The sequence below is a fragment of the Mycobacterium sp. DHQP2018-32-09 genome (genome assembly GCF_058148405.1).
The window spans coordinates 55,021-81,981 of the sequence record NZ_JBYVYK010000006.1 but is presented as its reverse complement, the minus strand read 5'-3'; the positions used below and the strand labels follow the sequence as shown (position 1 = coordinate 81,981).

Genomic DNA, 26,961 nt, shown 5'->3' with positions numbered 1-26,961 from the left:
GAGCGGGGCGTCCCGCCGGGGCCGCCGATGACGAAGAAAGACGGCGCGCGGCAACGTGATTCGACGACCGGGGACGCTCGCCGAACGGCCGCGACCGGCGGCGCGACTACTCCCCCTGCGACACCGAATCGTCGCGCGCCGAATTCTCGTGCGTCGAATCGTCGTGCGCCGCAGCGTCGTCGGGCACCGCGGGTCCGTTGGCCAACAGGTCCCGGAAGCCGTCCTCGTCGAGGATCGGCACGCCGAGTTCGACGGCCTTGTCGTACTTCGATCCCGGAGCATCACCGGCCACGACGTAGGCGGTCTTCTTCGACACCGACCCCGCGGCCTTCCCGCCCCGCACCAGGATCGCCTCCTTGGCCTCGTCGCGCGAGAACCCCGTCAGCGAACCCGTGACGACGATGGACAGCCCCTCCAGCGTGCGCTCGATCGACGCGTCCCGCTCGTCGGCCATCCGCACGCCGGCGGCCCGCCACTTGTCCACGATCGCGCGATGCCAGTCGACCGTGAACCACTCCACCACCGCCGCGGCGATGGTGGGTCCCACGCCCTCGACCGCCGCCAACCGTTCCTCCGACGCGGTCGCGATGGCCTCCAGGTCACCGAACTCCCCCGCCAAGGCCCGCGCCGCCGTCGGGCCGGTGTGCCGGATGGACAACGCCACCAGCACCCGCCACAGTGGTGCCGCCTTCGCCTTGTCCAGGTTGGCCAGCAGCCGCTTGCCGTTGGCCGACACCTGTCCCTTCTGCGTCGTGAACAGATCGGTCTTCAGCAGGTCGTCCTCGGTCAGCGAGAACACGTCACCCTCGTCGGTGAGCACCCCCGCCGCCAGCAGGGCCGTCGCTGCCTCGTACCCCAGCCCCTCGATGTCGAACGCGCCGCGGCCCGCCACGTGGAACACCCGCTCCCGCAACTGCGCGGGGCACGACCGCGAATTGGGGCAGCGGATGTCCGCGTCGCCCTCCTTGGCCGGCGCCAGCGTGGTGCCACACTCGGGGCACTGCGTCGGCATGACGAACTCGCGTTCGCTGCCGTCGCGCAGGTCGACGACGGGGCCCAGCACCTCGGGGATGACGTCACCCGCCTTGCGAATCACCACGGTGTCGCCGATCAGCACGCCCTTGCGCTTGACCTCCGAGGCGTTGTGCAGCGTCGCCTGCGCCACCGTGGAACCGGCCACCTTCACCGGTTCCATGAACGCGAACGGCGTCACGCGCCCGGTGCGCCCCACGTTGACCTTGATGTCGAGGAGCTTCGTGGTGGCCTCCTCCGGCGGGTACTTGTAGGCGATCGCCCAGCGCGGCGCCCGCGACGTGGCCCCCAGGCGACGCTGCAGCGACACGTCGTCGACCTTGACCACCACCCCGTCGATCTCGTGCTCGACGTCGTGGCGGTGCTCACCCCAGTACGCGATGCGCTCGGCCACCTCGGCGATGCCCGTGACCTGCGCGGTGTGTTCGGACACCGGCAGTCCCCACGCCTTGAGCGCCAGGTAGGCGTCGTGCAGGGTCTTCGGCGTGAAGCCCTCGGTGCGGCCAAGACCGTGGCAGATCATGTGCAGCCGGCGCCTGGCCGTCACGGCGGGGTTCTTCTGCCGCAGCGAGCCCGCGGCGCTGTTGCGCGGGTTGGCGAAGGGGGGCTTGCCCTCTGCCACCAGGCCCGCGTTCAGTTCCTCGAAGTCCGCGACGCGGAAGAACACCTCACCGCGCACCTCCAGCACCGCGGGAGTGGGGTACTCGTCGGACGCGCTCAGCCGTTCGGGCACGTCGTCGATGGTGCGCGCGTTGAGCGTCACGTCCTCGCCGGTGCGCCCGTCACCGCGGGTCGCCGCACGCTCCAGCTTGCCGTCGCGGTACACCAGGGCCAGCGCCACGCCGTCGATCTTCAGTTCGCACAGGAACTGCGGATCCGCGCCGATCTCCCCGGTCAACCGCGCCGCCCATGCCGTGAGTTCGTCGGAGTCGAACACGTTGTCCAGGCTCAGCATGCGTTCGAGGTGATCGGCGGCTCCGAACTCGGTGGCGAACCCCGCCCCGCCCACCTGCTGCGTCGGCGAGTCCGGCACGCGCAGTTCCGGGTACTGCTCCTCCAGGGCGGTCAACGAGCCCAGCAGCGCGTCGAACTCGCCGTCGGAGACGATCGGTGCGTCCTTGACGTAGTAGCGGAACTGGTGGCCGCGCACCTCTTCGGCCAGCTCCTGCCATGCCCGCCGGACGTCCGGCGGCACGGGGTCTGCGGGCGTATCGGAGCTGGGCGCAGTCACCCGTGCAGATTAACGGAGCATTCCGACAGCCAAACCGTGCCGCCAGCAAGCCCCCCGCGTATGAGATGGCGCACAGTAGAGTTGCCGACATGCCGCATCCCGTGATGTTTCGCGAGGGCGATCCCGGCTTGGCCGAGGTGCGGGACATCGCCTTGGGTCTTCCGGAGGCATTCGAGAAGGTGTCCCACGGCAGACCGGTGTTCTGTGCGCCGAAGATGTTCGCCGTCTACGGCGGCAGCACCAAGTCATCGGGCACCCAGTCATCGGGCACCCTGGTCGCCGTGCCCCACGGGGTGCTGGTCAAGGTCGAGGACTCGGAACGCACTGCGCTGGAACACGATCGGAGATTCTTCCGGCCCGCGTACTTGGGGCCGTCCGGCTGGCTGGGTCTCGACTTCGACGCCCACCCGGTGGACTGGGACGAGGTCGCCGAGCTGATCGACGCCTCGTTTCGCCTCGTGGCGCCGAGGAAGCTGGTGCACCGACTCGACCAACGGTGACGTATCAATGGTTTCGACTGTGATCCGATCGGAGACATCATGAGTTTCGCCAGCCCCTACCCCGACGTCGACATCCCGACGACGAGCCTCTACGACTACCTCTTCGGCGACCTCGCCGGCGACCCCGGCCACCCCGACGCGGACCGCATCGCCCTGGTCGACACGACCACCGGCACCGAGACCAGCTATCGCGACATGGTCGCCCGCATAGACGCGTTCGCCGGGGCACTCGCCGAGCGTGGCATCGGCGTCGGCGACGTGGTGGGTCTGCTGGCCCCCAACAGCTCCGCCTTCGCGATCGCGTTCCACGGCATCCTGCGTTCCGGGGCGACCGCGACCACCGTCAACGCCCTGTTCACCCCTAAGGACGTCGCCAAGCAGCTCACCGACTCCGGCGCGAAGGTCCTGGTCACCGTCACGGCCCTGCAAGCGACCGCCGCCGAGGCCGCCGCGACGGTCGGGCTCGCCGACGACCAGCTCTTCGTGCTCGACGGGCCGGGACTGGACGCCTCCGGCCACCCGAACGCCACCGACCTGCTGGGACCCGCGCATCCCGCGCCCGACGTGACCTTCGACCCGGCCACGCACCTGGCCGTGCTGCCCTACAGCTCGGGGACGACGGGAAATCCCAAGGGCGTCATGCTGACTCACCGCAACCTCGCGGCCAACGTCGCACAGATCCGGCCGGTGCAGGGCATGGTGGCCGACGACCGCATTCTGGCCGTGCTGCCGTTCTTCCACATCTACGGGATGACCGTGCTGCTCAACGCCGCACTGCACGCCCGCGCCCAGCTGGTGATCATGCCGAGCTTCGACCTGACGAAGTTCCTCGGCAACGTGGCGGAGCGCAAGTGCACCATCGCGTTCATCGCGCCCCCAGTGGCGGTCGCGCTGGCCAAGCATCCGCTGGTCGAACGCTACGACCTGTCGAGCCTGCGCGGCATCATGTCCGGGGCCGCACCACTCGACGACGACCTGGCGACCGCGGTCATCGACCGGCTGGGATGCGCATTGGTGCAGGGTTACGGGATGAGCGAGCTGAGCCCCGTCAGCCACGTCACCCCGTTCGACCGGGGCCGCGAACTCGTGGGCACCGCCGCGCCGCTCAGCTCGTGCGGATGGACGGTCCCCGGAGCGGTGAGCAAGCTGGTCGACTCCGACACCGGCGCCGAGATCGACCCGCCCACGTCGGGGCTGTCGGAGACCGGCGAGCTGTGGTTCAAGGGCCCCAACGTCATGGCCGGCTACCTGAACAACGAGACCGCCACCAGCTCGACGATCGACGACGAGGGCTTCCTGCACACCGGCGACCTGGCCCGCGTCGACTCCAGCGGCTGCGTGTACATCGTCGACCGGCTCAAGGAGCTGATCAAGTACAAGGGCTACCAGGTGCCGCCGGCCGAACTGGAGGCGCTGCTGCTGACCCACCCCGGTATCGCCGACACGGCGGTCGTCGGCGTTCGCGACCCCGAGTCCGGCGAAGAGGTGCCCAAGGCGTTCGTGGTTGCGCAGCCCGACGCCGAACTCACCGAGACCGAGGTGATGGAGTTCGTCGCCGGGCAGGTGGCGCCCTACAAGAAGGTGCGCCAGGTGGCGTTCATCGACGCCATCCCGAAGTCGGCGGCGGGCAAGATCCTGCGCAAGGACCTGCGCGGCTGAGCCGGCTGGCCTAGCGGTCCGCCAGCGCCGACGTCAGTTCGGCGGCAGCCTTGTGCCCGCGCGCCTGACGCAACCCGAGCCAGACCCCGGCCAGCGGGGCCAGCACCAGGCCGGCCAGCCCCCACAGCGGATCGATGCCGCCGCCCGCGCCGCTGCCGGCCACCGGCGACGCCAGCAGCGGCACCGCGGCATCCGGCGCCTCGCCAGTGCGCGGCGGCACCGGCGCGACGGGCGCAGCGGGCAACGGTCCCGGCACGGCGGCAGGCCCGCCGTCCACGAGACGCACGGACCCCGCCGACGACGCCGCGACGGGGGGTGTGGCGAGGGCGGGCATGCGGTCCTGCCCCGGTATGCGCCCGTTGCCGAACACCACGCGGGGGCTCACCGGGCCGACGGCGATGCCCGTCGGCAGCGCGCCACCACCTCCACCCGCCGCGGCGGCGACGTCCGCAGAGACCGCCGCGAGCGTGGACTGCTGCGGTACTGCGGCGGCGTCGGCCTGCTGTTCGGGCTGTGCCGCGGCTTCGGGTGCGGCCTCGGGTGCGGCCGCCGGTGCGCTGATGCGCGCCACCGGCGTGGGTCGAGAAGCGGCGGCATCGGGTTGCGCGTCGTTCGCGCTGGTGCCCCGCCCGTTGCCGACGGTCGGCCCCCGGTCTCGCCCCCCGGGTCGGTCTGCGCCCACGCGCGCTGGGGAATCCCGGTCGGCACCGTCAGGGCCGCCGCGGCCGGCACCGTCAGGGCCGCCGCGGCCGGGCGCGTCGTGCGCCCGCCAACTTCCCCGCGGCCCGGAAGCGGCACGGCCGTCACGTCCGTCGCGCCCCCGATCGCCACGGTCCTCGCGCGAATGCTGTCCATGCCGCGGGCCCGGGTCGGCGCCGGCGACGGCGAGCGTGGGGCCGGCCAGGACGAGGCCACCGGCGACCACCAGACAGGACGCGGCACCCGCGATCGACGCTCGCACCACCTCGGCTCGGGCCACGCTGCCCCTCCCCCCGACCTGTCGTCCACGTCACACGGGCTCGTCCCATCTTCGCACGACGGGCCCGACCGTGGCACCGCGCCGCAAACTCAGGCCGAGTCCGGGTCCTCGGCGATGCCGTCCGCGACCCGCTGCGCCAACTCCACCGCGGTGCGCGCCCACGCTGCGGTCGCCCCTGCGAGCCCGCACGCCGGGGTGATGCCGATGCGCTCACGCAACACGGCGCGCGCAAACCCCAGCCGATCGGTCACCGCCGCCGCGGCGGCCGCGATCTGCTCCGACGCCGGGCGCACGTCGGGAGCCAACGCGGGGACGACGCCCAACATCACGACCCGACCCGACTCGACGAATTCGCCGATGCCGTCGAGGTCGCCGGCCACCAGCGTCGTCGCGTCGAGCGCCACGGCGTCGACGGCGCTGCGCTGCAGCAGCCGCCACGGCAACCCCGCCGCGCAGGCGTGCAGGGTCACCGGGGCGCCGACGCGCGCGACGACCTCGTCGATGAGGCTGCCCGCCAGCGCCTCGTCCACCGGGTGCACGGGCGACAGGCTGGTCACGCCGGTCAGGCGGCCAGCGAGCGCCGCGACCAGCGACGGCTCGTCGAGTTGCACCACCACGTCGGTCTCCAAGCGCCGGGCGACCTGCGCCCGGTGGGCGGCCAAGCCCTCGGCCAGCGATGCCGTGAGGTCGCGCACCGCGCCGGAGTCGGTGATGGCGCGGTGGCCGCCGCCGAGTTCGAGCTGCGCTGCGAGGGTGATGGGGCCGACTGCCTGCACCTTCACCGGCCGGCCGCTGCCGCGCAGTCCGGACTTCTCCCACGCCTCCTCGAGCGCGTCGACGTCCTCGTCGAGCAGGCTGGCGGCGCGCCGGCTCGCAGCGCTGCGGCCCGCGGCGATGCGGTAGCCGCGAGGCACGGTGTCCACCCCGATGTCGACCAGCAGGGCCGCGGCCCGGCCGACGACGTCCGCGCCGACGCCGCGCGCGGGCAACTCCACCAGGTGCGTCAGCGTCGTCAACTCACCGACCACCACCTCGGCCGCCTGCAGCGCCGACGTACCCGGCCAGGACCCGATGCCGGTGGCGGTCGCGAAAATACTCACGCGGCCAACAGTATTCGATGGGTCGGCGGTAGTCTCAGGCATGGCCGTCCGCCGCGCCCCACTGCTCGCGGCGCTGGCGTGCGTCACGGCCTGCTCGCAGACGTTGACCGGCACCGCCGTGCGGTCGGCCCCCGAGGTCGACGAGCACTCCCGCTCCCCCGTCGACGTCGACACCGTGCTGCTGGCGCGGGACCGCCTGCAGGCCATCACCGGCGCGGGCCAGGACCTGACGCCCATCCCGGGCATGGACGGCAAGCGGCCCGTGGACGTCACCGGGCTCGCCGACGCCGCACCACCACCGTGCCGCTGGTACTTCGCCGAGACCGAGACGTTCGGCACCGAGGTCGAGGAGTTCCACAAGACCACCTATCAGGACCCGCCGGCGTCGGCCCAGCTGTCGCAGGGGGCGGCCGGTTACCGGGACCCGGCCACCGCGCGGCGCGCGTTCGACGCGCTGGCCGCCCTGGTCGATCGGTGCGCGGCCACCGCGGCGGGCCCGGTCTACGTGGGCGAGTGGACGGCCGACGACGACGCGATCACCACCCGCACGGCACGCTGCGGCCGCGACTACCGGCTGAAGTCGGTGGTGCTGGCGGAGGTGACCTGGTGCGGCTACCCGGATTCGGTGCCCGACATCGTGCTGACGAACATGCTCGCCCGCGTGCCCGGCTAGGTGCGGTGACGCTAGGCCGCGGCGATGGTGGCGCTGGCCAGCACCTCGTCGCCCTGCGGGTCCGGACGGTAGAGCACCATGGTCTGGCCGGGGGCCACGCCGCGCAGCGGGTGGCGCAGGGTCGCGACCAAGCGCTCGCCGCGCACCTCGACGACGGCGGGCGTGATGCCACCGTGCGCCCGCACCTGCACCTCGCACTCGACCGGGCCGGCGAGCGCGCGACCGGAGGTGAACACCGGCCGTTCGCCGACCAGCGCGTGCACGTCGAGGTCGGCGGCACTGCCGACGCGCACCGTGCCGGTGGCGGCGTCGATGCCGGTGACGTAGCGCGGCAGGCCGTCCGGGCCCGGGCCGGCGATGCCGAGTCCCTTGCGCTGACCGATCGTGAAGCCGTGCACCCCATCGTGTTCCGCGAGGACCGTGCCCGCCCCGTCGACCACCGCACCGCGCCGCACGCCGATGCGCGCACCGAGGAACGCCTGCGTGTCACCGGACGGGATGAAGCAGATGTCGTGGCTGTCGGGCTTGTCGGCCACCGCCAGCCCGCGGCGGGCGGCTTCCTCGCGGATCTCGGGCTTGGGGGTGTCCCCCACCGGGAATGCCGCGCGCGCCAGCTGCTCGGCGGTCAGCACGCCCAGCACGTAGGACTGGTCCTTGTCGACGTCGACGGCGCGGCGCAGCCTGCCGTCGGCCAGGCGGGCGTAGTGCCCGGTGGCCAGCACGTCGAAGCCCAGCGCCACCGCGCGGGCCGCCAGCGCGGAGAACTTGATGCGCTCGTTGCAGCGCACGCAGGGGTTGGGTGTCTCGCCGCGGGCATAGGAGTCGACGAAGTCGTCGATCACGTCCTCGGCGAACCGGTCGGCGAAATCCCAGACGTAGAACGGAATGTCGAGGATGTCGGCAACGCGGCGAGCGTCGCCGGCGTCCTCCTTGGAACAGCATCCGCGGGAGCCGGTGCGCAGTGCGCCGGGTGCCCGCGACAGCGCCAGGTGCACGCCGACGACGTCGTGACCGGCGTCGACCATCCGGGCGGCCGCCACGGACGAGTCGACACCGCCACTCATGGCGACCAGGACGCGCATCAGCGGCCGGCCTCCGCGCGAGCGCCGTCGAGCCTCACTTGCGCAACCCCGCACTGGCCAGCGCGGCCTGCCGGGCGCGGTCGACGGCGGCGGGCAGCACGGCCAGCGCGGCGGCCACGTCGGCCTCGGTGCTGGTGTGGCCCAACGACAGTCGCAACGATCCGCGCGCGCTGGCGGGGTCGGCACCCATGGCGGTCAGCACGTGCGACGGTTGGGCCACGCCCGCGGTGCACGCCGAACCGGTGGAGCATTCGATGCCCTTGGCGTCCAACAGCATCAGCAGCGCATCGCCCTCGCAGCCGCGGAAGGTGAAGTGCGTGTTGCCGGGCAGCCGGGCGTCGCCCGTGGCCCCGTTGACGGTCACGTCGTCGATGGCGGCCAGCACGCCGTCGATCAGCGCGTCGCGCAACGCCATCACGCGGGCGCGGTAGGCCTCCAGTCCCTCCACGGCGATCCTGGCCGCGGCGGTCATCGCCACCGCGGCGGCGACGTCGGGTGTACCGGAGCGCACGTCGCGCTCCTGCCCGCCGCCGTGCAGCAGCGGGGTGCACGCGGTGTCGCGCCGCAGCACCAGAGCCCCGATTCCCATCGGGCCGCCGAACTTGTGCGCGGTCACGCTCATCGCCGACAGCCCGGAGGCGGCGAAGTCGACGGGCACCTGGCCGGCGGCCTGCACGGCGTCGCTGTGCATGGGGACGTCGAACTCGGCGGCGACGGCCGCCAGCTCGGCGATGGGCTGGACGGTGCCGACCTCGTTGTTCGCCCACATGATCGAGACCAGGGCCACGTCGTCGGGCTGGTGCAGCGCCTCGCGCAGCGCCGCGGGGGCCACCGAGCCGTCGGCACCCACGGGCAGCCACGTGACCTCGGCGCCCTCGTGTTCGACGAGCCAGTGCACCGAGTCGAGCACGGCGTGATGCTCGATGGGCGTGGTGATGATGCGACGCCGACGCGCGTCGGCGTCGCGACGGGCCCAGAAGATGCCCTTCACGGCCAGGTTGTCGCTCTCGGTGCCACCCGCGGTGTAGACGATCTCCGACGGCCGGGCACCCAGCAGACCCGCCAGTGTCTCGCGCGCCTCCTCCATGCGGCGGCGGGCGGCGCGGCCCGAAGTGTGCAGCGACGATGCGTTGCCGACCGTGGCCAGCGCACCGGCCAACGCCTCGATGGCAGCGGGATGCATCGGGGTGGTGGCGGCGTGGTCCAGGTAAACGGCGCTCATGGCCCACCCAGGATACCGGCAGGCCAGAAATCCCTAGGCGGCCAGCGCGTGCCCGCCGGACCCGTGCCGCGCGCGCGTCGGCGTCGCACCGGTGCCACGCACCGCGGCCTCGCACCGCGAGGCCAGGTCACGTCGACTTTCTCCGGGCAGCTGCAGCGACGTGACCTGCACGTGGGCCACCGTGAGACGGGCCGTGATGACGCGGCCGATCGAGTTCAGCAGCGAGTCGTCGCCGATGAAGGCGGGCACCGTCGAGGGGGCCCCGTCGCGGTGGTGATAGGTCAGGCGCAGCGGCTGTACCGGTCGGCCCGCGTCCACCGCACCCTGGAACATCGCCGGGCGGAAGCGGCCGTAGCCCAGACCGCACCAGGTGGTGGCCTCGGGGAACGCGACGACGGTGTGGCCCTCGCGCAGCCGGGCGGCGACGGTCGCGACGACCTCGGGCAGCCTGCGCAGGCTGGCGCGCTCGATCGGGATCACCTTCATCAGCCGCGTGACCCAGCCGAGCACCGGCCAGTCGATGAGGTCGGCGCGCGCGACGAAGGAACCCGGCAGCACCGCGCCGATGACGAAGACGTCGACCCAGGACACGTGACCACTGACCACCAGGACGCCCTGCAGGTTGCGAATCGGCCCGCCGGACAGCGTGATTCGCACGCCGAGGCAGCGCAGCACGAGCCGGCAGTAGCCGCGCTGCACGCGGGACTGGCCCGGCAGCGGCACGGCGAGCAGGGGCACGCACGTGAACAGGGCGACGGCGCACAGGATGCGCGCGGTGGTCCGGACGATCACCACGGCGCGCCGCGACGAGTGGGAGAGCTCGAGGTGGATGCAGCTTTGGTCACACGACGCCCGCGGCAGCCAGGAGTGCTCGGTGGTGGTCATCGGGACGCCCCGTCGGTCGCGCCGCCCGCCACGTCGCCGGCCTGCCCCACCGACCGCAGTCGCTTGAGGTAGCGCACGTCGGCCTCCCGCTTGTCGAGCAGCACCGGGAAGTCGCCCACCCCGAAGTCGGGATCGTGGGCCGGGTCGCCGCAGACCCGCGCACCCAGTCGCAGGTAGCCGCGCATCAGCGGCGGCATGACGACCCGGGCGGGCGGCTCGACGTCGTCGAGGCCGCGGCCGTCGACGATCACCGGTCGGTAGGGCCGCAGCTGGTAGGGCGACGCGTGCCGCTTGCGGACGAAGTCCCGGACGCTGCGCAGCTGGGTGCCCGGCGCCTCCAGGGGCGACCCCTGCACGGGCACCGAGACGCAGCCGGTCACGTAGTCGTAGCCGCAGCGGTCGAGGTAGGCCAGGATGCCCGCCCACATCAGCAACACCACGCCGCCGTTGCGGTGGTCGTGGCGCACCACGGCGCGGCCCATCTCCACCAGCGATCCCCGGAGGGCGTCGAGCGCACCGACGTCGAATTCGGTGGCGGTGTAGAGCCCGCCCGCGGCGATGGCTGCCGGCGGGGGCAGCATGCGGTAGCACCCGACCAGTTCGCCGGTGGTGTCCTCGCGCACCAACAGGTGGTCGCAGAACTCGTCGAAGCGGTCGGCGTCGCGGCCGTCGGGGGCACCGGCGAGCGCGTATCCGGGCTCGGAGGTGAACACCTGGTGCCGCAGTCGCTGTGCGGCATCGATCAGGGAGGCGTCGGTGGACAGCAGCAGGGTGTAGCGCGGGCCATCGGTGGCGGGCGCCGGGCCATCGGTCTCGTCGGCGGCGATGAGTACGGATGCTGTGCTCATGGCCGTACGGTCGCGCAGCCGTCCGGCGATACTCCTACGGCGGCGTGACGTGTGCGTGCACGCTGGGTGACGACTGCGTGCGGTCGGCGATCGCGGGTGGTGGGTGGGTCAGCGATCGCGGGTGGTGGGTGGGTCAGCGATCGCGGGTGGTGGGTGGGTCGGCGATCGCGGGTGGTGGGTGGGTCAGCGATCCAGGAACACCACGTTCTGCGCGACGTCGTCGCGGGGGGTGGTGACGAAGTTGGCGGCGAAGGCCGGGTCGGGGTAACCGATGGAGATCCCGCACAGCACCTTCTGCTCGTCGGGGATGTCCAACTGCTCGCGCAGCACGTCGGGGTACAGCGCGATGGACACCTGGACGCAGCTGCCCACGCCCCGCTCGGTCAGCGCCAGCAGGAAGGTCTGCAGGAACATGCCGACGCCGAGGGCGTCGACGTCGCCGAAGTCGCGGTGCATGCAGACGACGCCCGCCACGGGGGCACGGAAGAACTCCCAGTTGCGGCGCTGCGCGGCCCACCGGCCGACCACGTCGCCGCGTTCGATGCCCATCGCCCCGTAGATCAGCGCCCCGCTCGCGGCGCGCCGGTGCGCGAACGTCTCCGGCAGGCCCGCCGAGGCGATGGTGGGGGGATGGTCGTCGACGGCGTCGAGCAGCGCCGTCACCAACCGCCGCTTGCGCTCGCCGGTGGCGAAGTACACGTGCCACGGTTGGGTGTTGGAGTTCGACGGGGCCCGGGTGGCGATGGCCACCGCCTCCTCGAGGACCTCGTGCGGTACCGGCTTGTCCGGCAAGAACATTCGTGTGGACCGACGCTGCCGTACCACGGTTTCCAGCGCGCTCATGGGGGTCGCCTCCGTTTCACCGAACCTACCCATGACAACGGCGCGCGGGCGCGTGATTCATCCACGAACGACGAAACCCCGGTGTTCCGTGGAACACCGGGGCCTCGGTAACGATCAGCCGGTAGCGGATCAGCCCTTGCGCGCCTTGACGGCGTCGGTCAGCTGCGGGGTGACCTTGAACAGGTCGCCCACGACGCCGAGGTCGGCGATCTCGAAGATCGGCGCCTCTTCGTCCTTGTTGACCACGACGATCGTCTTGGACGTCTGCATGCCGGCCCGGTGCTGGATGGCGCCGGAGATGCCGAGGGCGATGTACAGCTGCGGCGCGACCGTCTTACCGGTCTGCCCCACCTGGAACTGGCCCTCGTAGTAGCCGGAGTCGACGGCCGCGCGCGAGGCGCCCACGGCGCCACCGAGCGCGTCGGCGAGGTCCTCGACGATGCTGAAGTTGTCCTTGCTGCCGACGCCACGGCCACCGGCCACGACCACCTTGGCCTCGGTCAGCTCGGGGCGGGCACTCTTCTGCGCGGGCTGGCGCGACACGATCTTCGTCGCGCCCTCGGGCACCTCGGGCACCTCGACGGTGACGACCTCACCGGCGCCGGCCTCGGGAGCCGCCTCGACGGCACCCGGACGCAGCGCGATGATCGGGGTGTCCCCGGCCGTCGCCTCGACGGTGTAGGCACCACCGAACACGGAGTGCACGCCGACGCCGCCCTCCTTGATGCCCACGACGTCCCACAGCACACCGAAGCCGGTGTCGGCGGCCAGGCGACCGGCCACCTCCTTGCCCTCGGCGGTGGATGCCACCAGCACGCCGGCGGGGGCGGCCGATTCGATCAGCGCCGACAGCACGCCGACCTTGGGGACGACCAGGAAGCCGTCCGCGGTGTCCGACTCGGCGACGTAGACCTTCGCCGCGCCGGCCGCCTTGAGCCCGTCGACCAGCTTGTCCGCGGTGCCGGGGGCACCGACGACCACTGCCGACGGCTCACCCAGCGAGCGGGCGGCGGTGATCAGTTCGCCGGTGATGCTCTTCAGATTTCCTTCAGCGTGCTCGACGAGCACGAGTACTTCTGTCATAGCTGTTGCGCCTCTTGTCTTCGAACGTGGTGGGAATGTGGCTGGATGCGGTCGGGTCGGCTGCTAGATGAGCTTCTGCGCGACCAGGTACTCGGCGATCTTCTGACCACCCTCGCCCTCGTCGGTGACCTTCTCGCCCGCGGTCTTCGGCGGCTTGGGCGCCACGTTCTGCACCTTGGTCGACGCGTCGTCGCCACCGACGATGCCCGACTCGACGCCGACGCTCTCCAACGTCAGCGGGGTGACCGTCTTCTTCTTGGCGGCCATGATGCCCTTGAACGACGGGAACCGGGCGTCCTCGACGATCTTCTCGCTGACGCTCACCACGGCGGGCAGCGACGCCTCCAGGCCGAAGATGCCGTCGTCGGTCTCACGCTCGCCGGTGATCTTGCCGTCGGCGATCTCGATGCTGCGCATGTGCGTCAGCTGCGGTACGCCCAGGTAGTAGCTCAGGATGGCCGGTACCGCGCCGCCGACGCCGTCGCTGGACTCGTTGCCCGCGATGACCAGCTCGACGTCCGGGATCTGCCCCAGGGCGCTGGCCAGCGCGTACGAGGTCTGCACGATGTCGGAGCCGTGGAGCCCGGCGTCGGAGAGGTGGTAGGCCTCGTCGGCGCCCATCGACAGCGCCTTGCGGATCGCCGTCTCGGCTCCCTCGGGGCCGGCGGTCAGCACGACGACGTTGTAGCCGGCGTCGGTGTGCTTCTCCTTGAGCTGCAACGCGACCTCGACGGCCTTCTCGTTGATCTCGTCGAGCACCGCGTCGCTACCCGCACGGTCCAGCGTGTGGTCGTCGGCGAGCTTGCGATCTTCGTAGTCAGGGACCTGCTTGATCAGGACCACGATGTTTCCCATGAGTCTGGTTCGTCCTCCTCGATGAGGCCTCACATGAGACCTTGTTACGGCCGCGGTACCACGTATGTCGCGAACACCAACATGTTACTCGACGGTAACTTCGGGCGTCACGCAGCATCACCATAGCTTGTCCAACTAGGTTGTCGACGTCCCCATGTCGAGGATCACGAGCGGTGCGACCACGACGGCAGCGACCGGGCCGGCAACCGTCCCGTCCGCGCGAACCCCTGACGAACGACTCGGCTGGGTTAGCCTGCGTGGCAATGAGCGCGATTTCGTCCCACCAGTCCGAGGCAGGCCGGTCCGAGGCCGGTGCCGTCTCCGAGCCGACGCTGCCCCTCACCGGCGAGCGGACCGTGCCCGGGCTCGCCGAGGAGAACTACTGGTTCCGCCGCCACGAGGTGGTCTACGAGCGACTCGCGCAGCGGTGCGCCGGGCGGGACGTGCTCGAGGCGGGCAGCGGCGAGGGATACGGCGCCGACCTGCTCGCCGGCGTCGCCCGCCGCGTGGTGTGCGTGGACTACGACGAGAGCGCCGTCGCGCACGTCCGCGCGCGCTACCCGCGGGTGGAGATGCGTCACGGCAACCTGGCCGCGCTGCCGCTGGCTGCCGGCGAGGTGGACGTCGTCGTGAACTTCCAGGTGATCGAACACCTCTGGGACCAAGGGCAATTCGTCGCCGAGTGCGCCCGGGTGCTGCGTCCCGGCGGCGCGCTGCTGATGTCGACGCCCAACCGCATCACGTTCTCCCCCGGCCGCGACACCCCCGTCAACCCGTTCCACACGCGCGAGCTGAACGCCGCGGAACTCACCGAGCTGCTCACCGACAACGGCTTCTCCGTGGAGGCCATGCTCGGCGTCTTCCACGGTGCGCGCCTGCGCGACCTGGACGCCCGCCACGGGGGGTCGATCATCGACGCCCAGATCACCCGCGCGCTGGCGGGCACCGCCTGGCCTGCCGAGCTGCTGGCCGACGTCGCGTCGGTGAGCACCGCCGACTTCGACCTGGTCGACGCGGCAGAACGTGACATCGACCACAGCCTGGACCTGGTGGCGATCGCGGTGCGCCGTGACTGACCTCGGACACGACCGTTCGCCCTCGAACGCCGCCCCGACGGTGCCCGGCATGTTCACGCTGGTGCTGCACACGCACCTGCCGTGGCTGGCGCACCATGGCCGCTGGCCCGTGGGCGAGGAGTGGCTCTACCAGTCGTGGGCCGCCTCGTACCTGCCGCTGCTGCGGGTGTTCCAGACGCTGGCCGACGAGGGGCGCGCCCACCTGCTCACCCTGGGCATGACCCCGGTGGTCACCGCCCAACTGGACGACCCCTACTGCCTCACCGGCATGCACCACTGGCTGGGCAACTGGGAGTTGCGAGCCAGGGAAGCGGCAACGCGCACCGCGGATTTCGGGCGTCGCGAGCGCGCCGAGGCCCACCGGGCGCTCGACGACTTCGCGGTGGCGTGGCGCCACGGCGGCAGTCCCCTGCTGCGGAGGCTCGTCGACGCGCAGACCATCGAGCTGCTGGGCGGCCCACTGTCCCACCCGTTCCAACCACTGCTGAATCCGCGGCTGCGCGAGTTCGCCCTGCGCGAGGGTCTCGCCGACGCCGCCGAGCGCTTCGGCCGCACGCCCGGCGGCATCTGGGCCCCGGAGTGCGCGTACGCCCCCGGCATGGAGACCGGCTACGCCGCGGCCGGGGTCACCCACTTCATGGTCGACGGACCCTCGCTGCACGGCGACACGTCCCTCGGCAGGCCCGTCGGGGACTCCGACGTCATCGCGTTCGGCCGCGACCTGCAGGTGAGCTATCGCGTCTGGTCCCCGAAGTCCGGCTACCCGGGGCACGCCAACTACCGCGACTTCCACACCTACGACCACGTCACCGGGCTCAAGCCGGCCCGCGTCACCGGGCGTCACGTGCCGTCGGAGGACAAGGCGCCCTACGATCCGGGGCGCGCGGACGCGACCATCGACGACCACGTCGCGGACTTCGTCGCCGTGGTACGTCGCAGGCTGGCATCCGAATCGCAGCGCACCGGGCGGCCCGCCCACGTCATCGCCGCCTTCGACACCGAACTGTTCGGGCACTGGTGGTACGAGGGGCCGACGTGGCTGGAGCGCGTGCTGCGAGCCCTGCCTGCGGCCGGTGTGCGCGTCGGGACGCTGTCCGACGCCATCGCCGAGGGGTTCGTCGGGTCGGCCGTGGACCTGCCACCGAGTTCGTGGGGGTCCGGCAAGGACTGGCAGGTGTGGGCGGGCGAGCAGGTCGCCGACCTGGTGACGCTGAACGCCGAGGTGGTCGACACCGCGCTGGCCACCGTCGACAAGGCGCTGGCCGAGACGCCCGGCCGCCACCGCGTAGCCGATCAGATCCTGCGCGAGGCTCTGCTGACCGCGTCGAGCGACTGGCCGTTCATGGTGAGCAAGGACACCGCCGCCGAGTACGCCCGCTACCGCGCGCACCTCCACGCGCACGCCACCCGCGAGATCGCCGGCGCGGTCGCCGCGGGCCGCCACGACCACGCGCAGCGCCTGGCCGACGGTTGGAACGCCGCGGACGGGATGTTCGGGGCGCTGGACGCCCGGAGGTTGCCGCGATGAGCGCTTGCGCGAAGAGCCGAGGGACCCGATGAGCGCTTGCGCGAAGAGCCGAGGGACCCGATGAGCGCTCGGGCGAAGAGCCGGGGGACCCGATGAAGGTCCTGCTGGTGTCGTGGGAGTACCCGCCGGTGGTCGTCGGCGGGCTGGGCAGGCACGTGCACCATCTGGCCACCGCGCTGGCCGACGCCGGTCATGAGGTGGTGGTGCTGTGCCGCCGCCCCACCGACACCGATCCCAGCACGCACCCGTCGACCGACGAGATGGTCGAGGGCGTGCGCGTCGTCGCCGCGGCGCAGGACCCGCACGAGTTCGCCTTCGGCGCCGACATGATGGCGTGGGTGCTGGCGATGGGGCATGCCATGGTGCGTACCGGGCTGGCGATCTCGGGGCCGTCGGGCCGCTGGGCGCCCGACGTGGTGCACGCCCACGATTGGCTGGTGGCCCACCCCGCGATCGCGTTGGCCGAATTCTTCGACGTACCACTGGTTTCCACGATTCACGCGACCGAGGCGGGGAGGCACTCGGGCTGGGTGTCGGGTGCCATCAGCAGACAGGTGCACGCCATCGAGTCCTGGCTGGTGCACGAATCCGATTCGCTCATCACGTGTTCGGCCTCGATGAGCGAGGAGGTCGTCGAGCTGTTCGGGCCGGGGCTGGCCGAGACGCACGTCATCCGCAACGGCATCGACGCCGCGCTGTGGCCGTTCGCCCGGCGCGCGGCGCACGGCGGGCCGCCGCGACTGCTGTACCTGGGTCGGTTGGAGTACGAGAAGGGCGTCCACGAGGCCATCGCCGCACTGCCGCGGATCCGGCGCACCCACCCGGGCACCACGCTGACCATTGCCGGCGACGGCACCCAGCAGGAGTGGCTGCTGGCGCAGGCGCGAAAGCACAAGGTGCTCAAGTGCGTTCGATTCGTCGGCCGCCTCGGTCACGCCGACCTGGTGGAGATGTTGCACGCCACCGACGCCGCCGTCCTGCCGAGCCACTACGAACCGTTCGGCATCGTCGCCCTGGAGGCCGCGGCCACCGGCGCCCCGCTGGTGGTGGCCGACGTGGGCGGCCTGGGCGAGGCCGTCATCGACGGACGGACGGGGCTGTCGTTCCCGCCGCGCGACGTGGCCGCGCTGGCCGCCGCGGTGCGCCGCGTCCTCGACGATCCCGAGGCGGCACAGCGGCGCGCGGTGGCCGCGCGCGAGCGGCTCACCGCCGACTTCGAATGGCACACGGTGGCCGAGGAGACCGCCCAGGTGTACCTGGCGGCCAAGCGTCGCGAGCGCGAGCCGCACCGGCGCCGCACCATCGTGGAACGGCCGCTGCCGGGCCGCTAGCGCCGTCGGTCGTCCGCGGTGTCCTCACCGCCGTCGTCAATGCGGTGCGGTGCGGCATCCACGAGCTGGCGTGCCAGATGGTCGGACATGGCCTCGGTGACCTCGTCGAGGAACCGTTCGAAGCGCGCCAGATCGGCCGCCGAGTAGGTGTCGACCAGGGCGTCGAGCCGCGCGCCGAGGGGGGTGAAGAACCGCACGGCGCGACCGATCACGTCGGATCCGGCACGCAGGGTGACGATGCGCCGATCGTCGTGTTCCCGGGATCGCACGACGTAGCCGGCACGTTCCAGCCGCTTGAGCAGGGTCGCCGTCGCCCCACTGGACAGCGACAACCAGGCGGACAACCGGGCAGGCGTCAGCGGATCGTCGCGCATCTCGGCCTCCGAGATCGCGAGCAGCGCTTCGGCATCCGTGGCGTGCAGGCCGATCCAGTCGGCGAACGCCCGGGCGTAGCGGTGATGGACCGACCCGTACCGGCGCAGCAACCGCACCAGCGAGTCACTGGGGGCCGTGTCGTCGGCGCGGCGGTCGGCTGTCACGTCGTCCATGATCCTCCCCCGGGAATTGCGCGGCGCGCCGACCATGATTATCTTCATCGTGAAGATTCTTTACGGAGGAGATGGATACGATGCGCCCCGAACGACGTCGCTGGCTCGCCCTCGTCGTGATCGCGCTCGGCGTCGCCCTGATCGTCGTCGACACGACCATCGTCAACGTCATCGTCCCGTCCATCGTGCGCAGCCTGGGCATCGATTCGGTTGCCACGCAATGGGTCCAGGAGTCCTACGCCATCGTCTTCGCCGCACTGCTGCTGGTGGTCGGCCGCATCTCGGACATCGTCGGCGCCCGACGCGTCTTCGTCACCGGCGCGGTGGCATTCGGTGCGGCCAGCCTGGTGGCGGGCATCGCCCCGACCGGCGCGGTGCTCATCGGCGCCCGCCTGGCGCAGGGCGTCGGCGGTGCGCTCATCCTGCCGACGTCGCTGGCGCTGCTCAACGCCCTGTTCAGCGGACCGGCCCGCGCCAAGGCATTCGCGGTGTGGGGCTCCACGATCGGCGCCGGATCGGCGCTCGGACCGCTGCTGGGCGGCTGGCTCGCCGAGCATCTCAGCTGGCGCTGGGCCTTCGGCGTCAACATTCCGCTGGTGGTCGTCATCGTGGTCGGAGCGCTCTGCTTCGTCGAGCGCTCACCCCGCACCCCCGGCACGCTCGACCTCGTGGGCGGCGCCCTGTCCATCGTCGGGCTCGGCCTGCTGGCGTTCGCGCTGATCGAGGGCCGCCGCTACGGCTGGCTGCTGATCGTGACACCCGTGCACCCGTTCGGGGTGACCTGGGACTCCGGACCGTCGCCCGCGCTGGTGGCCGCACTGTGGTCGGCAACCGCGATGACGCTCTTCGTGATTCGTCAAGTCGCGCTGGCCAGGTCCGCGCGCGCCGACCTGGTGCTGGTGGACGTCGGGCTGTTCTCGATCGCCTCGTTCCGCGGCGGCAACGTCGCCACCCTCATCATCGGGGTCGGCGAGTTCGGCATCGTCGCCGTGCTGCCGCTGTGGCTGCAGTTCGGCATGGGCTACTCCCCCGTCGCGGCCGGTCTGGCACTGGTGCCGATCGCGATCGGCAGCTTCGCCGCCAGCGGCATCAGCTTCGGGGTGGCGGCCACGCCGCTCACCTTCGTCCGCGTCGGGCTCGCGTTCGAGGCGGTCGGGTTGGTGGCGGTCGGAGCGCTCGCCGGCACCGAGACCGCCTGGTGGCAGCTGGCTCTCGCGCTCTTCGGGTATGGCGTCGGGGTCGGGTTCGCCACCGCGCAGGTCACCAACGTCGTGCTCGACGAGGTGCCCGAGGCGTCCTCGGGGCAGGCCTCGGGCATCCAGAGCGCCAGCCGCCAGCTGGGATCCGCACTCGGGATCGCGCTGCTCACCACGACCTTCTTCACGGTGCTCGGGTCGTCGCTGGACACCCGGTTGGCCGACTCGGGGGTGCCGCAGGCCCCCGCCGCCGCCGCACGCGGGGCCATCACCGACAGCGCGGGCGCGGCGATCGAGGGATTCGCGGCGCGGCCCGAGACGTCGGCCATCGCACGGGCCGCGGACGCGGCCCTCGCCGACGGGGTGTCGGTGGCCGCCTACCTGGCTGCCGGCTTCATCGCCTGCGGACTGGTCGCGACCCTGCTCATCCCCGCGGCCGCCCGCAGGCCGACCGTGTCCGCCTCCTAGCGGGACGCCTTCTTGCGCTCGATGTCGGCCAGGGCGGCCGCCAGCTCGGCCCGCTCGGCGGCCGACGTCTCCCAGGCCAGCTTGCGGTTCTTCACGACCTTGGCGGGGGCGCCGACGGCGATCGAGTAGTCCGGCACCTCGCCCTTGACCACCGCGTGCGCGCCGAGCACGCAGCCCCGGCCCACCGAGGTGCCCCGCAACACCGTGACCTTGGCGGCCACCCAGGTGTCCGGGCCGATGCGCACGGGGGCCTTCACGATACCCTGGTCCTTGATCGGCATCTCGACGCTGTCCATCCGGTGGTCGAAGTCGCAGACGTAGCACCAGTCGGCCATCAGCACCGAGTCGCCCAACTCGATGTCGAGGTAGGTGTTGATGACGTTGTCGCGTCCGAGCACCACCTTGTCGCCGAAGCGCAGCGACCCCTCGTGGCAGCGGATGGTGTTCTTGTCGCCGATGTGCACCCACCGGCCGATCTCCAGGGTGGCCAGCTCCGGCGTGGCCTGGATCTCGACACCCTTGCCCAGGAACACCATGCCGCGCGTGATGACGTGCGGGTTGGCGAGCTTGAACTTCAGCAGCCGCCAATAGCGCACCAGGTACCAGGGCGTATAGGCCTTGTTGTCGATGACCCACCGCAACGACGCCCTGGTCAGGAAGCGCGCCTGCCGCGGATCACGCAACCGGGAGCCACGCCACCGAACGTGAATCGGAGCACCCCACATCGTGGTCATGGCGGCACAGCCTACGCGAGGACGCGACCGCGCTTGCCGGGTCGCTACGCCAACTCGCCCCGGTCGTCGGGATAGTCTCGGATCTCGATGTCCGATCGACGAACGGCCGTGCGCCGACTGGTCAGCGCCGCGGCCGCCCTGGCGGTGGCACTCGCCCCGACCGCGTGTTCCACCACCGACGAATGGGTGCAGGCGCACGCGGCGCAGGGCTGGGCCGCCCAGTACGCCGACGCCGCCAACAGCAGCTTCTCCCCCGTCGACGGCGCACCGGCGCTGCGCCCGGACTGGCGGCGCTCGGTCAAGGGTGCCCTCGGCGCCCAGGTCGCGCTGGGATCGGGCAACTACCTCGCCGTCAACGGCCAGACCGCGGCGGGCTGCTCACTGATGGTGTGGGAGGTCGACAACCGCGCCCGGCAGCGGTGGTGCTCCCGGTTGTGGCAGGGCGGCGGACTGTCGGGGCCGCTGTTCGACGGGTTCGACAACCTCTACGTCGGTCAGCCCGGCGCGGTGCTGTCGTTTCCCCCGACGCAGTGGATCCGCTGGCGCCAACCGGTCATCGGGCTGCCCCTGACCCCGCGCCTGATCGCCCCCGGCCAGTTGCTCGTCGTCACCCACCTCGGCCAGGTGCTGGTGTTCGACGCCCACCGCGGCACGGTCGTGGGGACGCCGATGGACCTCGTCGCCGGCGTCGACCCCAAGAACTCCGAGCGCGGTCTCGCCGACTGCCAGCCGGCCAAGGCCGGGTGTCCCATCGCGGCGGCGCCGGCGTTCTCCGCGCAGACCGGGATGATCGTGACGAGCCTGTGGGAGCCCGGCGCCGAGCGTCCGGTCCTGGTCGGACTGCGCTACCGGCAGGGCCAGTCCCCCCTGCTGACGCGCGAGTGGACCAGCACCGACGTCGGCGGTGGCCCGCTGGCCAGCCCCGTGGTGTCGGCCGACGGCCGCACCGTCTACGTCGACGGCCGCGACCGGCACCTGTGGGCCCTGTCCGCCGACGACGGCTCCGTGAAGTGGTCGGTGGACCTCGGCTTCCAACCGCAGACACCGCCATCGGTGACCCCCGACGGCATGCTCGTGGCCGGCGGCGGGCCGGGCGCCCGCCTCGTCGGCGTCCGCGACGACGGCGACCGCGGCGAGGTGGCGTGGACGCGCGAGGACGTGCAACCGCTGGCGACCTCCAGCCGCGCCGGCGACGGCGTGGCGTACACGGTGGCCCGCGACGGCGAGAGCGGGATGGCGCTGCTGGCGTTCGACCCGGCCGACGGCCGCACGCTGAACTCCTACCCGCTGCCCAACGCCGAGGGCTACCCCGTCGGCGTCTCGGTGGGCCACGACCGTCGGGTGGTCGCGGCCACCAGCGACGGCCGCGTCTTTGGTTTCGCGCCGGCCTGAGCACCTGCTCTGGGCCACCTGCTCTGGCCCACCTGCTCGGGCCACCTGCTCTGGGCCACCTGCTCTGGGCACCGGCAACACCGGCGTGACATCGCCGTAATCGACCGATCGCGACACCCCGCCATCATTCCCAGGTAGCTTGCAGCGCATTGCCAGCTGACGAGACACCACCCGAGGGAGGCAACGTTGTCGGAATTCCTGAACGCGGTCAACGGCTACGTCTGGAGCAATGCCCTGGTCTATCTGTGCCTGGGCGCGGGCGTCTACTTCTCGATCCGGTCGCGGTTCGTCCAGGTGCGTCAGGTCAGGGAGATGATCCGACTGATGCTCACCGGCGAGAAGTCGCCGGCCGGGGTGTCGTCGTTCCAGGCGCTGACCATGTCGCTCGCCGGACGCGTCGGGACGGGCAACATCGCCGGTGTCGCCACGGCGATCGCGTTCGGCGGACCCGGGGCGCTGTTCTGGATGTGGTTGGTGGCGTTCCTGGGGGCGTCGACGTCGTTCGTCGAATGCACGCTGGGCCAGATCTACAAGACCAAGGATCCGCTGACCGGCGAGTATCGGGGCGGGCCTGCCTACTACCTCAGCCGGGCGTTCGCGCACACCCGCGCCCGCGGCGCGTTCCGCGTGTACGGCTTCGTCTTCGCCGCGGTCACGGTGCTGGCGTGCGGGGTGCTGTTGCCCAGCGTGCAATCGAACTCGATGGCATCGGCGATGAACTCGGCGTGGGGCTTCTCCACCTGGTGGGTGGCGGTGGGCACCGTGATCGTGCTGGCGTTCGTGATCATCGGCGGCGTCAAGCGGATCGCCGCCTTCGCGTCGATCGTGGTGCCGTTCATGGCGATCGTGTACATCCTCTTGACGCTGGTGATCGTCGCGGTCAACGCAGACCAGGTGCCCGCGGTGATCTCGCTGATCTTCTCCAGCGCCTTCGGCGTGGACTCCGCCTTCGGGGCCATCATCGGTTCGGCGATCATGTGGGGCGTCAAGCGCGGCATCTACTCCAACGAGGCCGGCCAGGGCACGGGACCCCACGCCGCGGCGGCCGCCGAGGTCTCCCACCCGGCGAAACAGGGTCTGGTGCAGGCGTTCGCGGTCTACGTCGACACGTTGTTCATCTGCTCGGCGACGGGTTTCCTCATCTTGTCGACCGGCGCCTACCGGGTCTTCGACGGCGAGACCGCGGATGGCGCGGTCCTCGCCGAGGGCGGTCTGCTCCCCACCGACGCCGAGGTCGGCCCGACGTTCGCGCAGGTGGGGTTCGACACGCTGTGGGCCGGCGCGGGGTCCAGCTTCGTCGCGGTATCCCTGGCGTTCTTCTGCTTCACCACCCTGATCGCCTACTACTACATGGCGGAGACCAACCTGCGGTTCATGTTGGGCACGGCGGCGACGACGTCGGTGCCGGTGATCCGCGGCACCGTGGGCTCCAACGCCACCCTGCTGCTGCAGGCCCTGATCCTGGTGTCGGTCGCGGCAGGCGCGGTGTCGACGGCGTCGGATGCGTGGACGCTGGGCGACATCGGCGTCGGGCTCATGGCGTGGCTCAACATCATCGGCATCATCATCTTGCAGCGCCCCGCCTACCGGGCGCTGTGGGACTACGAGAGGCAGAAGAAGAGCGGCGTCGACCCGATCTTCGACCCGCTGGCACTGGGCATCCCGGGGGCGACGTTCTGGGAGTCCTACCAACCCCGCACCGAGCGGACGGACCAACCGCAACCGACGCGGTGAGGTCCCGGCGCCGTCAGGCGAGCATGGCGTCGACCGCCGCGCGCGGCACCGACACCTGCAGCGCGCCCGCCGACTCGGGGAGCAGTTCGCCCTGGCTGAAGAAGAAGATCAGGGCATCGTTGGTGAGCGCGAAGTTCTGGTAGCTCTGCGGGTCCAGGCCCACCCCGAGCGGGATGTCCACGGGCTGGCCCGCCTGCTTGGTCAGCTCACCGCTGACGATCGGCAGGATCACCGGGAACGGCAGCGTGCCCGGCCGGAACAGCGTGTCGATCGTGATCGGCTTGCGCAGCCCCTGATCCCAGGTGAACGACTCGAAGAACGTCTGAGGATGGGCGCCGCCGACGTCCTGGAAGGTCTTGAGCACCACGCTCTGGGTGCCCCGCGGCGGCAGGTCGGAGGAGTACTCGGTGGACGTGGTGTCCAGCTCATAGGGCCGGTCGTGACCGCCGGGCATCTTCGCGACGTTGAGGAACCCGTCGCGCGTCTGCTTGACGTAGTCGAACAGCGGGCCCGGATCCGGGTAGTTCGTGGGGTAGGTGATGTCCAACGAGTAGGCCGGGTCGGTGGCCTGGATCCGGCACGTCGACGCACCGTCGACGACGCCGGAGAGATCGGCACAGGTCGGCGGTGCCGCGGTGGCCGTCGGGAGACCGGCCACGCCGATCGTCACGGCCGTCGCGAGGGCAGCGGCCGCTGCGGGAATGCGCATGGATCGAAGTCCTCCACCGAGAAGAAGGCGGCGTGGGCGCCGCCGCCGCCACGATACCTGCGACATCGCGACCTGCGGCGTCAGCGTGACGGCCTGCACACGTAGGCGACGACGCGATCCGCGCCGCGGGCGCCGAGGCGCGTGACCACGACCGAACGGTGCTGCGTGCCGCGCAGCTTGAGTTGCCTGCGCAGGGCGTCGGGGTCCACGTCCACCCCGCGGACGAGGATCTCGACGGCGCCGACGTCACCCGCGGCGAGGACGCCGCGCAGCCGCTTGAGGTCGACCTGGTCGAGCACCTCGAAACCCCGGACGCCCGGCGGCACGTCGTCGCCGGACAGGTACGCGATGTCCGGATCGAGCTGCCACAGGCCGTGCCGCGCCGCGTACTGGCGGACCAGGCCGGCGCGCACCACGGCGCCGTCGGGATCGACGATCCACCGGCCCGCGGGCGCCACCGCGCAATCGTCCGGATCGACGTCGGTGAGGGTCTCGCCGCGGTCGAGGACCGTCGCGCGCCGCGAGACGCCCGGCTCGGTGAGGGGCGCCGTCCACAGGCAGGCCTCGCGGACACTGCCCGCGAGCGACGTCACCTCCACCTCTCCGGCGAAACCCAGGTCGGCCAGCCGCGCGAAATCGACGCCGGGAGCGCACTTCACGGCCATCGCCCGCCCCCGGTAGGCGTCGAACAGCGCGTCCAGGGCGGGTGTGTAGTCGCGCGGGTCGAACCGGCGGCGGCCGCCGCTGCGGCGCGCCGGGTCCGCCACGACCACCGCGTCGCGGGTGACGGGGCGCAACGCGTCGGCCCGCAGCACCGCGACGTCGGGCACGTTGTGGCGCGCCATCGCCAGGCGCACGGGGTCCAGGTCGCTGCCGACGACGGTGGCCGCGGTGGTGCGCAACGCCGCCAACTCGGCGCCGACGGAGCACGTGACGTCGTGCACGACGGCGCCCGTCAAGCGCGAGGCACGGTGTGCGGCAACGGGTTCGGCGGTGGCCTGCTGCAACGCCTCGTCGGTGAACAGCCAGCGCTGCGCGTCGGCGAACTTCGCGGCCGCCCGCCTGCGCAGCAGCACGGTCTCCAGCAGCGCCGCTGCGCGTTCGCCGAAGCGCTCCCGCAACCGCGAGACGTCGGCGATGCGGGTGGCGTCGGCGAGGTCGAGTGCCCCCACCTCGGCCAGCGCGGCGCGGCCGTCGACACCCCTCAGGTAGGCGACGTCGTCGACGCCGAACACGAGTGCCACACCCGGTCGCCTGGCGCTAGTGCGGCTTCACCCCGGTGACCATGACGTTGTAGAACCAGCCCTTGGGCACCACGTGGCGCCAGAGGTTGGCGTCGACCCAGCTGAGCGTCGTCCAGCTCCGGAACGCGAACTTCGCCCATCCCCAGCCGAGGCGTCCCGGCGGGACCGACGCCTCGAAGGTGCGCACGGGCCAGCCCAGCATGGCCGCGGTGAACTCCTCGCTGGCGGTCCGGACGTCGACGGCACCGGCGCGCGTCGCCATGCGCTCGAGGTCGCTCGGCTCGAACGTGTGCAGGTCGACGACGGCCTCCAGGGCCGCCGCCCGCGACGATTCGTCGAGTTCGGCCTGCGGCCGCCGCCAGCCCTGCAGGCCGGGCAGCTTGGTGATGGTGGTGGCGGTGTGCCAGGTCAGCGTCGACAGGTTGCGGGCGTACACGTTGCCCTTGGCGGTGGGCTCCCCGGCGAACACGAACCGGCCACCCGGCTTCAGGACGCGCACCACCTCGCGCAGCGACAGCTCGACGTCGGGGATGTGGTGCAGCACGGCGTGGCCGACGACCAGGTCGAACGTGTCGTCCTCGTAGGGGATGCCCTCGGCGTCGGCGACCCGGCCGTCGACGTCCAGGCCCAGCCCCTGCCCGTTGCGGGTGGCGACCTTGACCATGCCGGGCGACAGGTCGGTGACCGACCCGCGGCGGGCGACCCCGGACTGCATCAGGTTGAGCAGGAAGAAGCCGGTGCCGCAGCCCAGCTCGAGGGCGCGCTCGTAGGGCAGGTCACGCTGCACGTCGTCGGGCACGATGGCGTCGAAGCGGCCGCGCGCGTAGTCGATGCAGCGCTGGTCGTAGCTGATCGACCACTTGTCGTCGTAGCTCTCGGCCTCCCAGTCGTGGTACAGCACCTGGGCCAGCTTGGTGTCGTGGCGCGCCGCCTCGACCTCTTCCGCGGTCGCGTGCGGGTGGGGAGCCGGGTCCGAGACCTCGGTCCCGTTGTCGGTGCTCGTCATGTA

The 26,961-nt window shown here is 71.7% G+C and carries 23 protein-coding genes and 1 pseudogene; 9 read left to right on the top strand and 15 right to left on the bottom strand.

Translation table 11 applies throughout. From position 1 onward, the window contains the following. Window positions 1-106: 106 nt before the first annotated feature. Window positions 107-2,227, bottom strand: a complete 2,121-nt coding sequence (gene ligA, locus AC30CM_RS04875; RefSeq protein WP_490115741.1) for an NAD-dependent DNA ligase LigA — start codon at window positions 2,225-2,227, stop codon at window positions 107-109. Window positions 2,228-2,352: 125 nt separating this feature from the next. Here ligA and AC30CM_RS04870 point away from each other — a divergent pair, with 125 nt between their 5' ends. Next, window positions 2,353-2,763, top strand: a complete 411-nt coding sequence (locus AC30CM_RS04870) for an MmcQ/YjbR family DNA-binding protein (protein WP_490115697.1) — start codon at window positions 2,353-2,355, stop codon at window positions 2,761-2,763. A 39-nt stretch (window positions 2,764-2,802) separates the two neighbouring features. Further along, window positions 2,803-4,422, top strand: coding sequence for a 4-coumarate--CoA ligase family protein (locus tag AC30CM_RS04865; RefSeq protein ID WP_490115696.1), 1,620 nt, complete (start codon window positions 2,803-2,805; stop codon window positions 4,420-4,422). Window positions 4,423-4,432: 10 nt separating this feature from the next. On the opposite strand, the gene AC30CM_RS04860 is transcribed toward AC30CM_RS04865, so the two are convergent. Next, window positions 4,433-4,993, bottom strand: coding sequence for a hypothetical protein (locus tag AC30CM_RS04860; protein WP_490115695.1), 561 nt, complete (start codon window positions 4,991-4,993; stop codon window positions 4,433-4,435). Window positions 4,994-5,490: 497 nt separating this feature from the next. Then, entirely contained in the window at window positions 5,491-6,501 is a 1,011-nt protein-coding gene (locus AC30CM_RS04855) for a uroporphyrinogen decarboxylase/cobalamine-independent methonine synthase family protein (protein ID WP_490115694.1), read from the bottom strand. A gap of 40 nt (window positions 6,502-6,541) precedes the next feature. On the opposite strand from AC30CM_RS04855, the gene AC30CM_RS04850 reads away from it, so the two are divergent. Continuing rightward, window positions 6,542-7,174, top strand: coding sequence for a sensor domain-containing protein (locus tag AC30CM_RS04850; protein WP_490115693.1), 633 nt, complete (start codon window positions 6,542-6,544; stop codon window positions 7,172-7,174). An 11-nt stretch (window positions 7,175-7,185) separates the two neighbouring features. Here the strand turns inward: AC30CM_RS04850 and mnmA are convergent, their stop codons facing one another. The 7 genes from mnmA to AC30CM_RS04815 form a co-directional block, all read right to left on the bottom strand. After that, on the bottom strand, window positions 7,186-8,256 hold the full coding sequence (gene mnmA / locus AC30CM_RS04845) for a tRNA 2-thiouridine(34) synthase MnmA (protein WP_490115692.1): 1,071 nt from the start codon (window positions 8,254-8,256) through the stop codon (window positions 7,186-7,188). Window positions 8,257-8,290: 34 nt separating this feature from the next. Then, window positions 8,291-9,478, bottom strand: coding sequence for a cysteine desulfurase family protein (locus AC30CM_RS04840; RefSeq protein WP_490115691.1), 1,188 nt, complete (start codon window positions 9,476-9,478; stop codon window positions 8,291-8,293). A gap of 33 nt (window positions 9,479-9,511) precedes the next feature. Continuing rightward, window positions 9,512-10,363: a lysophospholipid acyltransferase family protein gene (locus AC30CM_RS04835; protein ID WP_490115690.1), complete on the bottom strand. Its 852-nt coding sequence runs from the start codon at window positions 10,361-10,363 to the stop codon at window positions 9,512-9,514. Further along, entirely contained in the window at window positions 10,360-11,211 is an 852-nt protein-coding gene (locus AC30CM_RS04830) for a GNAT family N-acetyltransferase (protein WP_490115689.1), read from the bottom strand. The genes AC30CM_RS04835 and AC30CM_RS04830 overlap by 4 nt, the downstream gene beginning before the upstream one ends. Window positions 11,212-11,394: 183 nt before the next feature. After that, window positions 11,395-12,054, bottom strand: a complete 660-nt coding sequence (locus AC30CM_RS04825; protein ID WP_490115688.1) for a nitroreductase — start codon at window positions 12,052-12,054, stop codon at window positions 11,395-11,397. Window positions 12,055-12,183: 129 nt separating this feature from the next. Beyond that, window positions 12,184-13,137: an electron transfer flavoprotein subunit alpha/FixB family protein gene (locus AC30CM_RS04820; RefSeq protein ID WP_490115687.1), complete on the bottom strand. Its 954-nt coding sequence runs from the start codon at window positions 13,135-13,137 to the stop codon at window positions 12,184-12,186. Between the two features lie 63 nt (window positions 13,138-13,200). Next, complete coding sequence (locus tag AC30CM_RS04815) at window positions 13,201-13,992, bottom strand: electron transfer flavoprotein subunit beta/FixA family protein (protein WP_490115686.1); 792 nt, start codon at window positions 13,990-13,992, stop codon at window positions 13,201-13,203. A 272-nt stretch (window positions 13,993-14,264) separates the two neighbouring features. Here AC30CM_RS04815 and AC30CM_RS04810 point away from each other — a divergent pair, with 272 nt between their 5' ends. From AC30CM_RS04810 to AC30CM_RS04800, 3 genes are all read left to right on the top strand, one after another. Continuing rightward, window positions 14,265-15,068, top strand: a complete 804-nt coding sequence (locus tag AC30CM_RS04810) for a class I SAM-dependent methyltransferase (RefSeq protein WP_490115740.1) — start codon at window positions 14,265-14,267, stop codon at window positions 15,066-15,068. Between the two features lie 49 nt (window positions 15,069-15,117). After that, on the top strand, window positions 15,118-16,596 hold the full coding sequence (locus AC30CM_RS04805; RefSeq protein WP_490115739.1) for a 1,4-alpha-glucan branching protein domain-containing protein: 1,479 nt from the start codon (window positions 15,118-15,120) through the stop codon (window positions 16,594-16,596). Between the two features lie 92 nt (window positions 16,597-16,688). Continuing rightward, complete coding sequence (locus AC30CM_RS04800; protein WP_490115685.1) at window positions 16,689-17,927, top strand: glycosyltransferase family 4 protein; 1,239 nt, start codon at window positions 16,689-16,691, stop codon at window positions 17,925-17,927. On the opposite strand, the gene AC30CM_RS04795 is transcribed toward AC30CM_RS04800, so the two are convergent. After that, window positions 17,924-18,475, bottom strand: coding sequence for a MarR family winged helix-turn-helix transcriptional regulator (locus AC30CM_RS04795; protein ID WP_490115684.1), 552 nt, complete (start codon window positions 18,473-18,475; stop codon window positions 17,924-17,926). The genes AC30CM_RS04800 and AC30CM_RS04795 overlap by 4 nt on opposite strands. Window positions 18,476-18,555: 80 nt before the next feature. Between AC30CM_RS04795 and AC30CM_RS04790 the strand changes: the two genes are divergently transcribed. Continuing rightward, window positions 18,556-20,139 (top strand): MFS transporter, encoded by a 1,584-nt coding sequence (locus AC30CM_RS04790; RefSeq protein WP_490115683.1) that lies wholly within the window; start codon window positions 18,556-18,558, stop codon window positions 20,137-20,139. Here AC30CM_RS04790 and AC30CM_RS04785 read toward each other — a convergent pair. Beyond that, complete coding sequence (locus AC30CM_RS04785; RefSeq protein WP_490115682.1) at window positions 20,136-20,873, bottom strand: acyltransferase; 738 nt, start codon at window positions 20,871-20,873, stop codon at window positions 20,136-20,138. The two genes, AC30CM_RS04790 and AC30CM_RS04785, sit on opposite strands and share 4 nt — an antisense overlap. A gap of 87 nt (window positions 20,874-20,960) precedes the next feature. Here AC30CM_RS04785 and AC30CM_RS04780 point away from each other — a divergent pair, with 87 nt between their 5' ends. Together AC30CM_RS04780 and AC30CM_RS04775 are read left to right on the top strand one after the other, a co-directional pair. Then, a complete protein-coding gene (locus AC30CM_RS04780; RefSeq protein WP_490115681.1) occupies window positions 20,961-22,265 on the top strand; it encodes an outer membrane protein assembly factor BamB family protein in 1,305 nt (434 codons plus the stop codon). 186 nt (window positions 22,266-22,451) lie between these two features. Continuing rightward, a complete protein-coding gene (locus AC30CM_RS04775; protein WP_490115680.1) occupies window positions 22,452-23,999 on the top strand; it encodes an alanine/glycine:cation symporter family protein in 1,548 nt (515 codons plus the stop codon). A gap of 13 nt (window positions 24,000-24,012) precedes the next feature. On the opposite strand, the gene AC30CM_RS04770 is transcribed toward AC30CM_RS04775, so the two are convergent. The 3 genes and pseudogenes from AC30CM_RS04770 to AC30CM_RS04760 all read right to left on the bottom strand — a co-directional run bounded on the left by AC30CM_RS04770 (window position 24,013) and on the right by AC30CM_RS04760 (window position 26,958). Further along, on the bottom strand, window positions 24,013-24,708 hold the full coding sequence (locus AC30CM_RS04770; protein ID WP_490115679.1) for an esterase: 696 nt from the start codon (window positions 24,706-24,708) through the stop codon (window positions 24,013-24,015). 80 nt (window positions 24,709-24,788) lie between these two features. Further along, window positions 24,789-26,035, bottom strand: a pseudogene (locus AC30CM_RS04765) (THUMP-like domain-containing protein). Next, window positions 25,969-26,958, bottom strand: coding sequence for a class I SAM-dependent methyltransferase (locus AC30CM_RS04760; protein WP_490115678.1), 990 nt, complete (start codon window positions 26,956-26,958; stop codon window positions 25,969-25,971). Before AC30CM_RS04760 ends, AC30CM_RS04765 begins: the two are co-directional and overlap by 67 nt. Between the last annotated feature and the right edge of the window lie 3 nt (window positions 26,959-26,961).

Bases quoted from the DNA above. Each gene is read 5' to 3' on its own strand.
- AC30CM_RS04805 (WP_490115739.1), top strand. From the start codon at position 15,118: ATGTTCACGCTGGTGCTGCACACGCACCTGCCGTGGCTGGCGCACCAT.
- AC30CM_RS04840 (WP_490115691.1), bottom strand. From the start codon at position 9,478: ATGAGCGCCGTTTACCTGGACCACGCCGCCACCACCCCGATGCATCCC.
- AC30CM_RS04800 (WP_490115685.1), top strand. From the start codon at position 16,689: ATGAAGGTCCTGCTGGTGTCGTGGGAGTACCCGCCGGTGGTCGTCGGC.
- AC30CM_RS04870 (WP_490115697.1), top strand. From the start codon at position 2,353: ATGCCGCATCCCGTGATGTTTCGCGAGGGCGATCCCGGCTTGGCCGAG.
- AC30CM_RS04850 (WP_490115693.1), top strand. From the start codon at position 6,542: ATGGCCGTCCGCCGCGCCCCACTGCTCGCGGCGCTGGCGTGCGTCACG.
- AC30CM_RS04865 (WP_490115696.1), top strand. From the start codon at position 2,803: ATGAGTTTCGCCAGCCCCTACCCCGACGTCGACATCCCGACGACGAGC.
- AC30CM_RS04825 (WP_490115688.1), bottom strand. From the start codon at position 12,054: ATGAGCGCGCTGGAAACCGTGGTACGGCAGCGTCGGTCCACACGAATG.
- AC30CM_RS04780 (WP_490115681.1), top strand. From the start codon at position 20,961: ATGTCCGATCGACGAACGGCCGTGCGCCGACTGGTCAGCGCCGCGGCC.
- AC30CM_RS04760 (WP_490115678.1), bottom strand. From the start codon at position 26,958: ATGACGAGCACCGACAACGGGACCGAGGTCTCGGACCCGGCTCCCCAC.
- AC30CM_RS04785 (WP_490115682.1), bottom strand. From the start codon at position 20,873: ATGACCACGATGTGGGGTGCTCCGATTCACGTTCGGTGGCGTGGCTCC.
- mnmA (WP_490115692.1), bottom strand. From the start codon at position 8,256: ATGCGCGTCCTGGTCGCCATGAGTGGCGGTGTCGACTCGTCCGTGGCG.
- AC30CM_RS04835 (WP_490115690.1), bottom strand. From the start codon at position 10,363: ATGACCACCACCGAGCACTCCTGGCTGCCGCGGGCGTCGTGTGACCAA.
- AC30CM_RS04830 (WP_490115689.1), bottom strand. From the start codon at position 11,211: ATGAGCACAGCATCCGTACTCATCGCCGCCGACGAGACCGATGGCCCG.
- AC30CM_RS04820 (WP_490115687.1), bottom strand. From the start codon at position 13,137: ATGACAGAAGTACTCGTGCTCGTCGAGCACGCTGAAGGAAATCTGAAG.
- AC30CM_RS04790 (WP_490115683.1), top strand. From the start codon at position 18,556: ATGCGCCCCGAACGACGTCGCTGGCTCGCCCTCGTCGTGATCGCGCTC.
- AC30CM_RS04770 (WP_490115679.1), bottom strand. From the start codon at position 24,708: ATGCGCATTCCCGCAGCGGCCGCTGCCCTCGCGACGGCCGTGACGATC.
- AC30CM_RS04795 (WP_490115684.1), bottom strand. From the start codon at position 18,475: ATGGACGACGTGACAGCCGACCGCCGCGCCGACGACACGGCCCCCAGT.
- AC30CM_RS04815 (WP_490115686.1), bottom strand. From the start codon at position 13,992: ATGGGAAACATCGTGGTCCTGATCAAGCAGGTCCCTGACTACGAAGAT.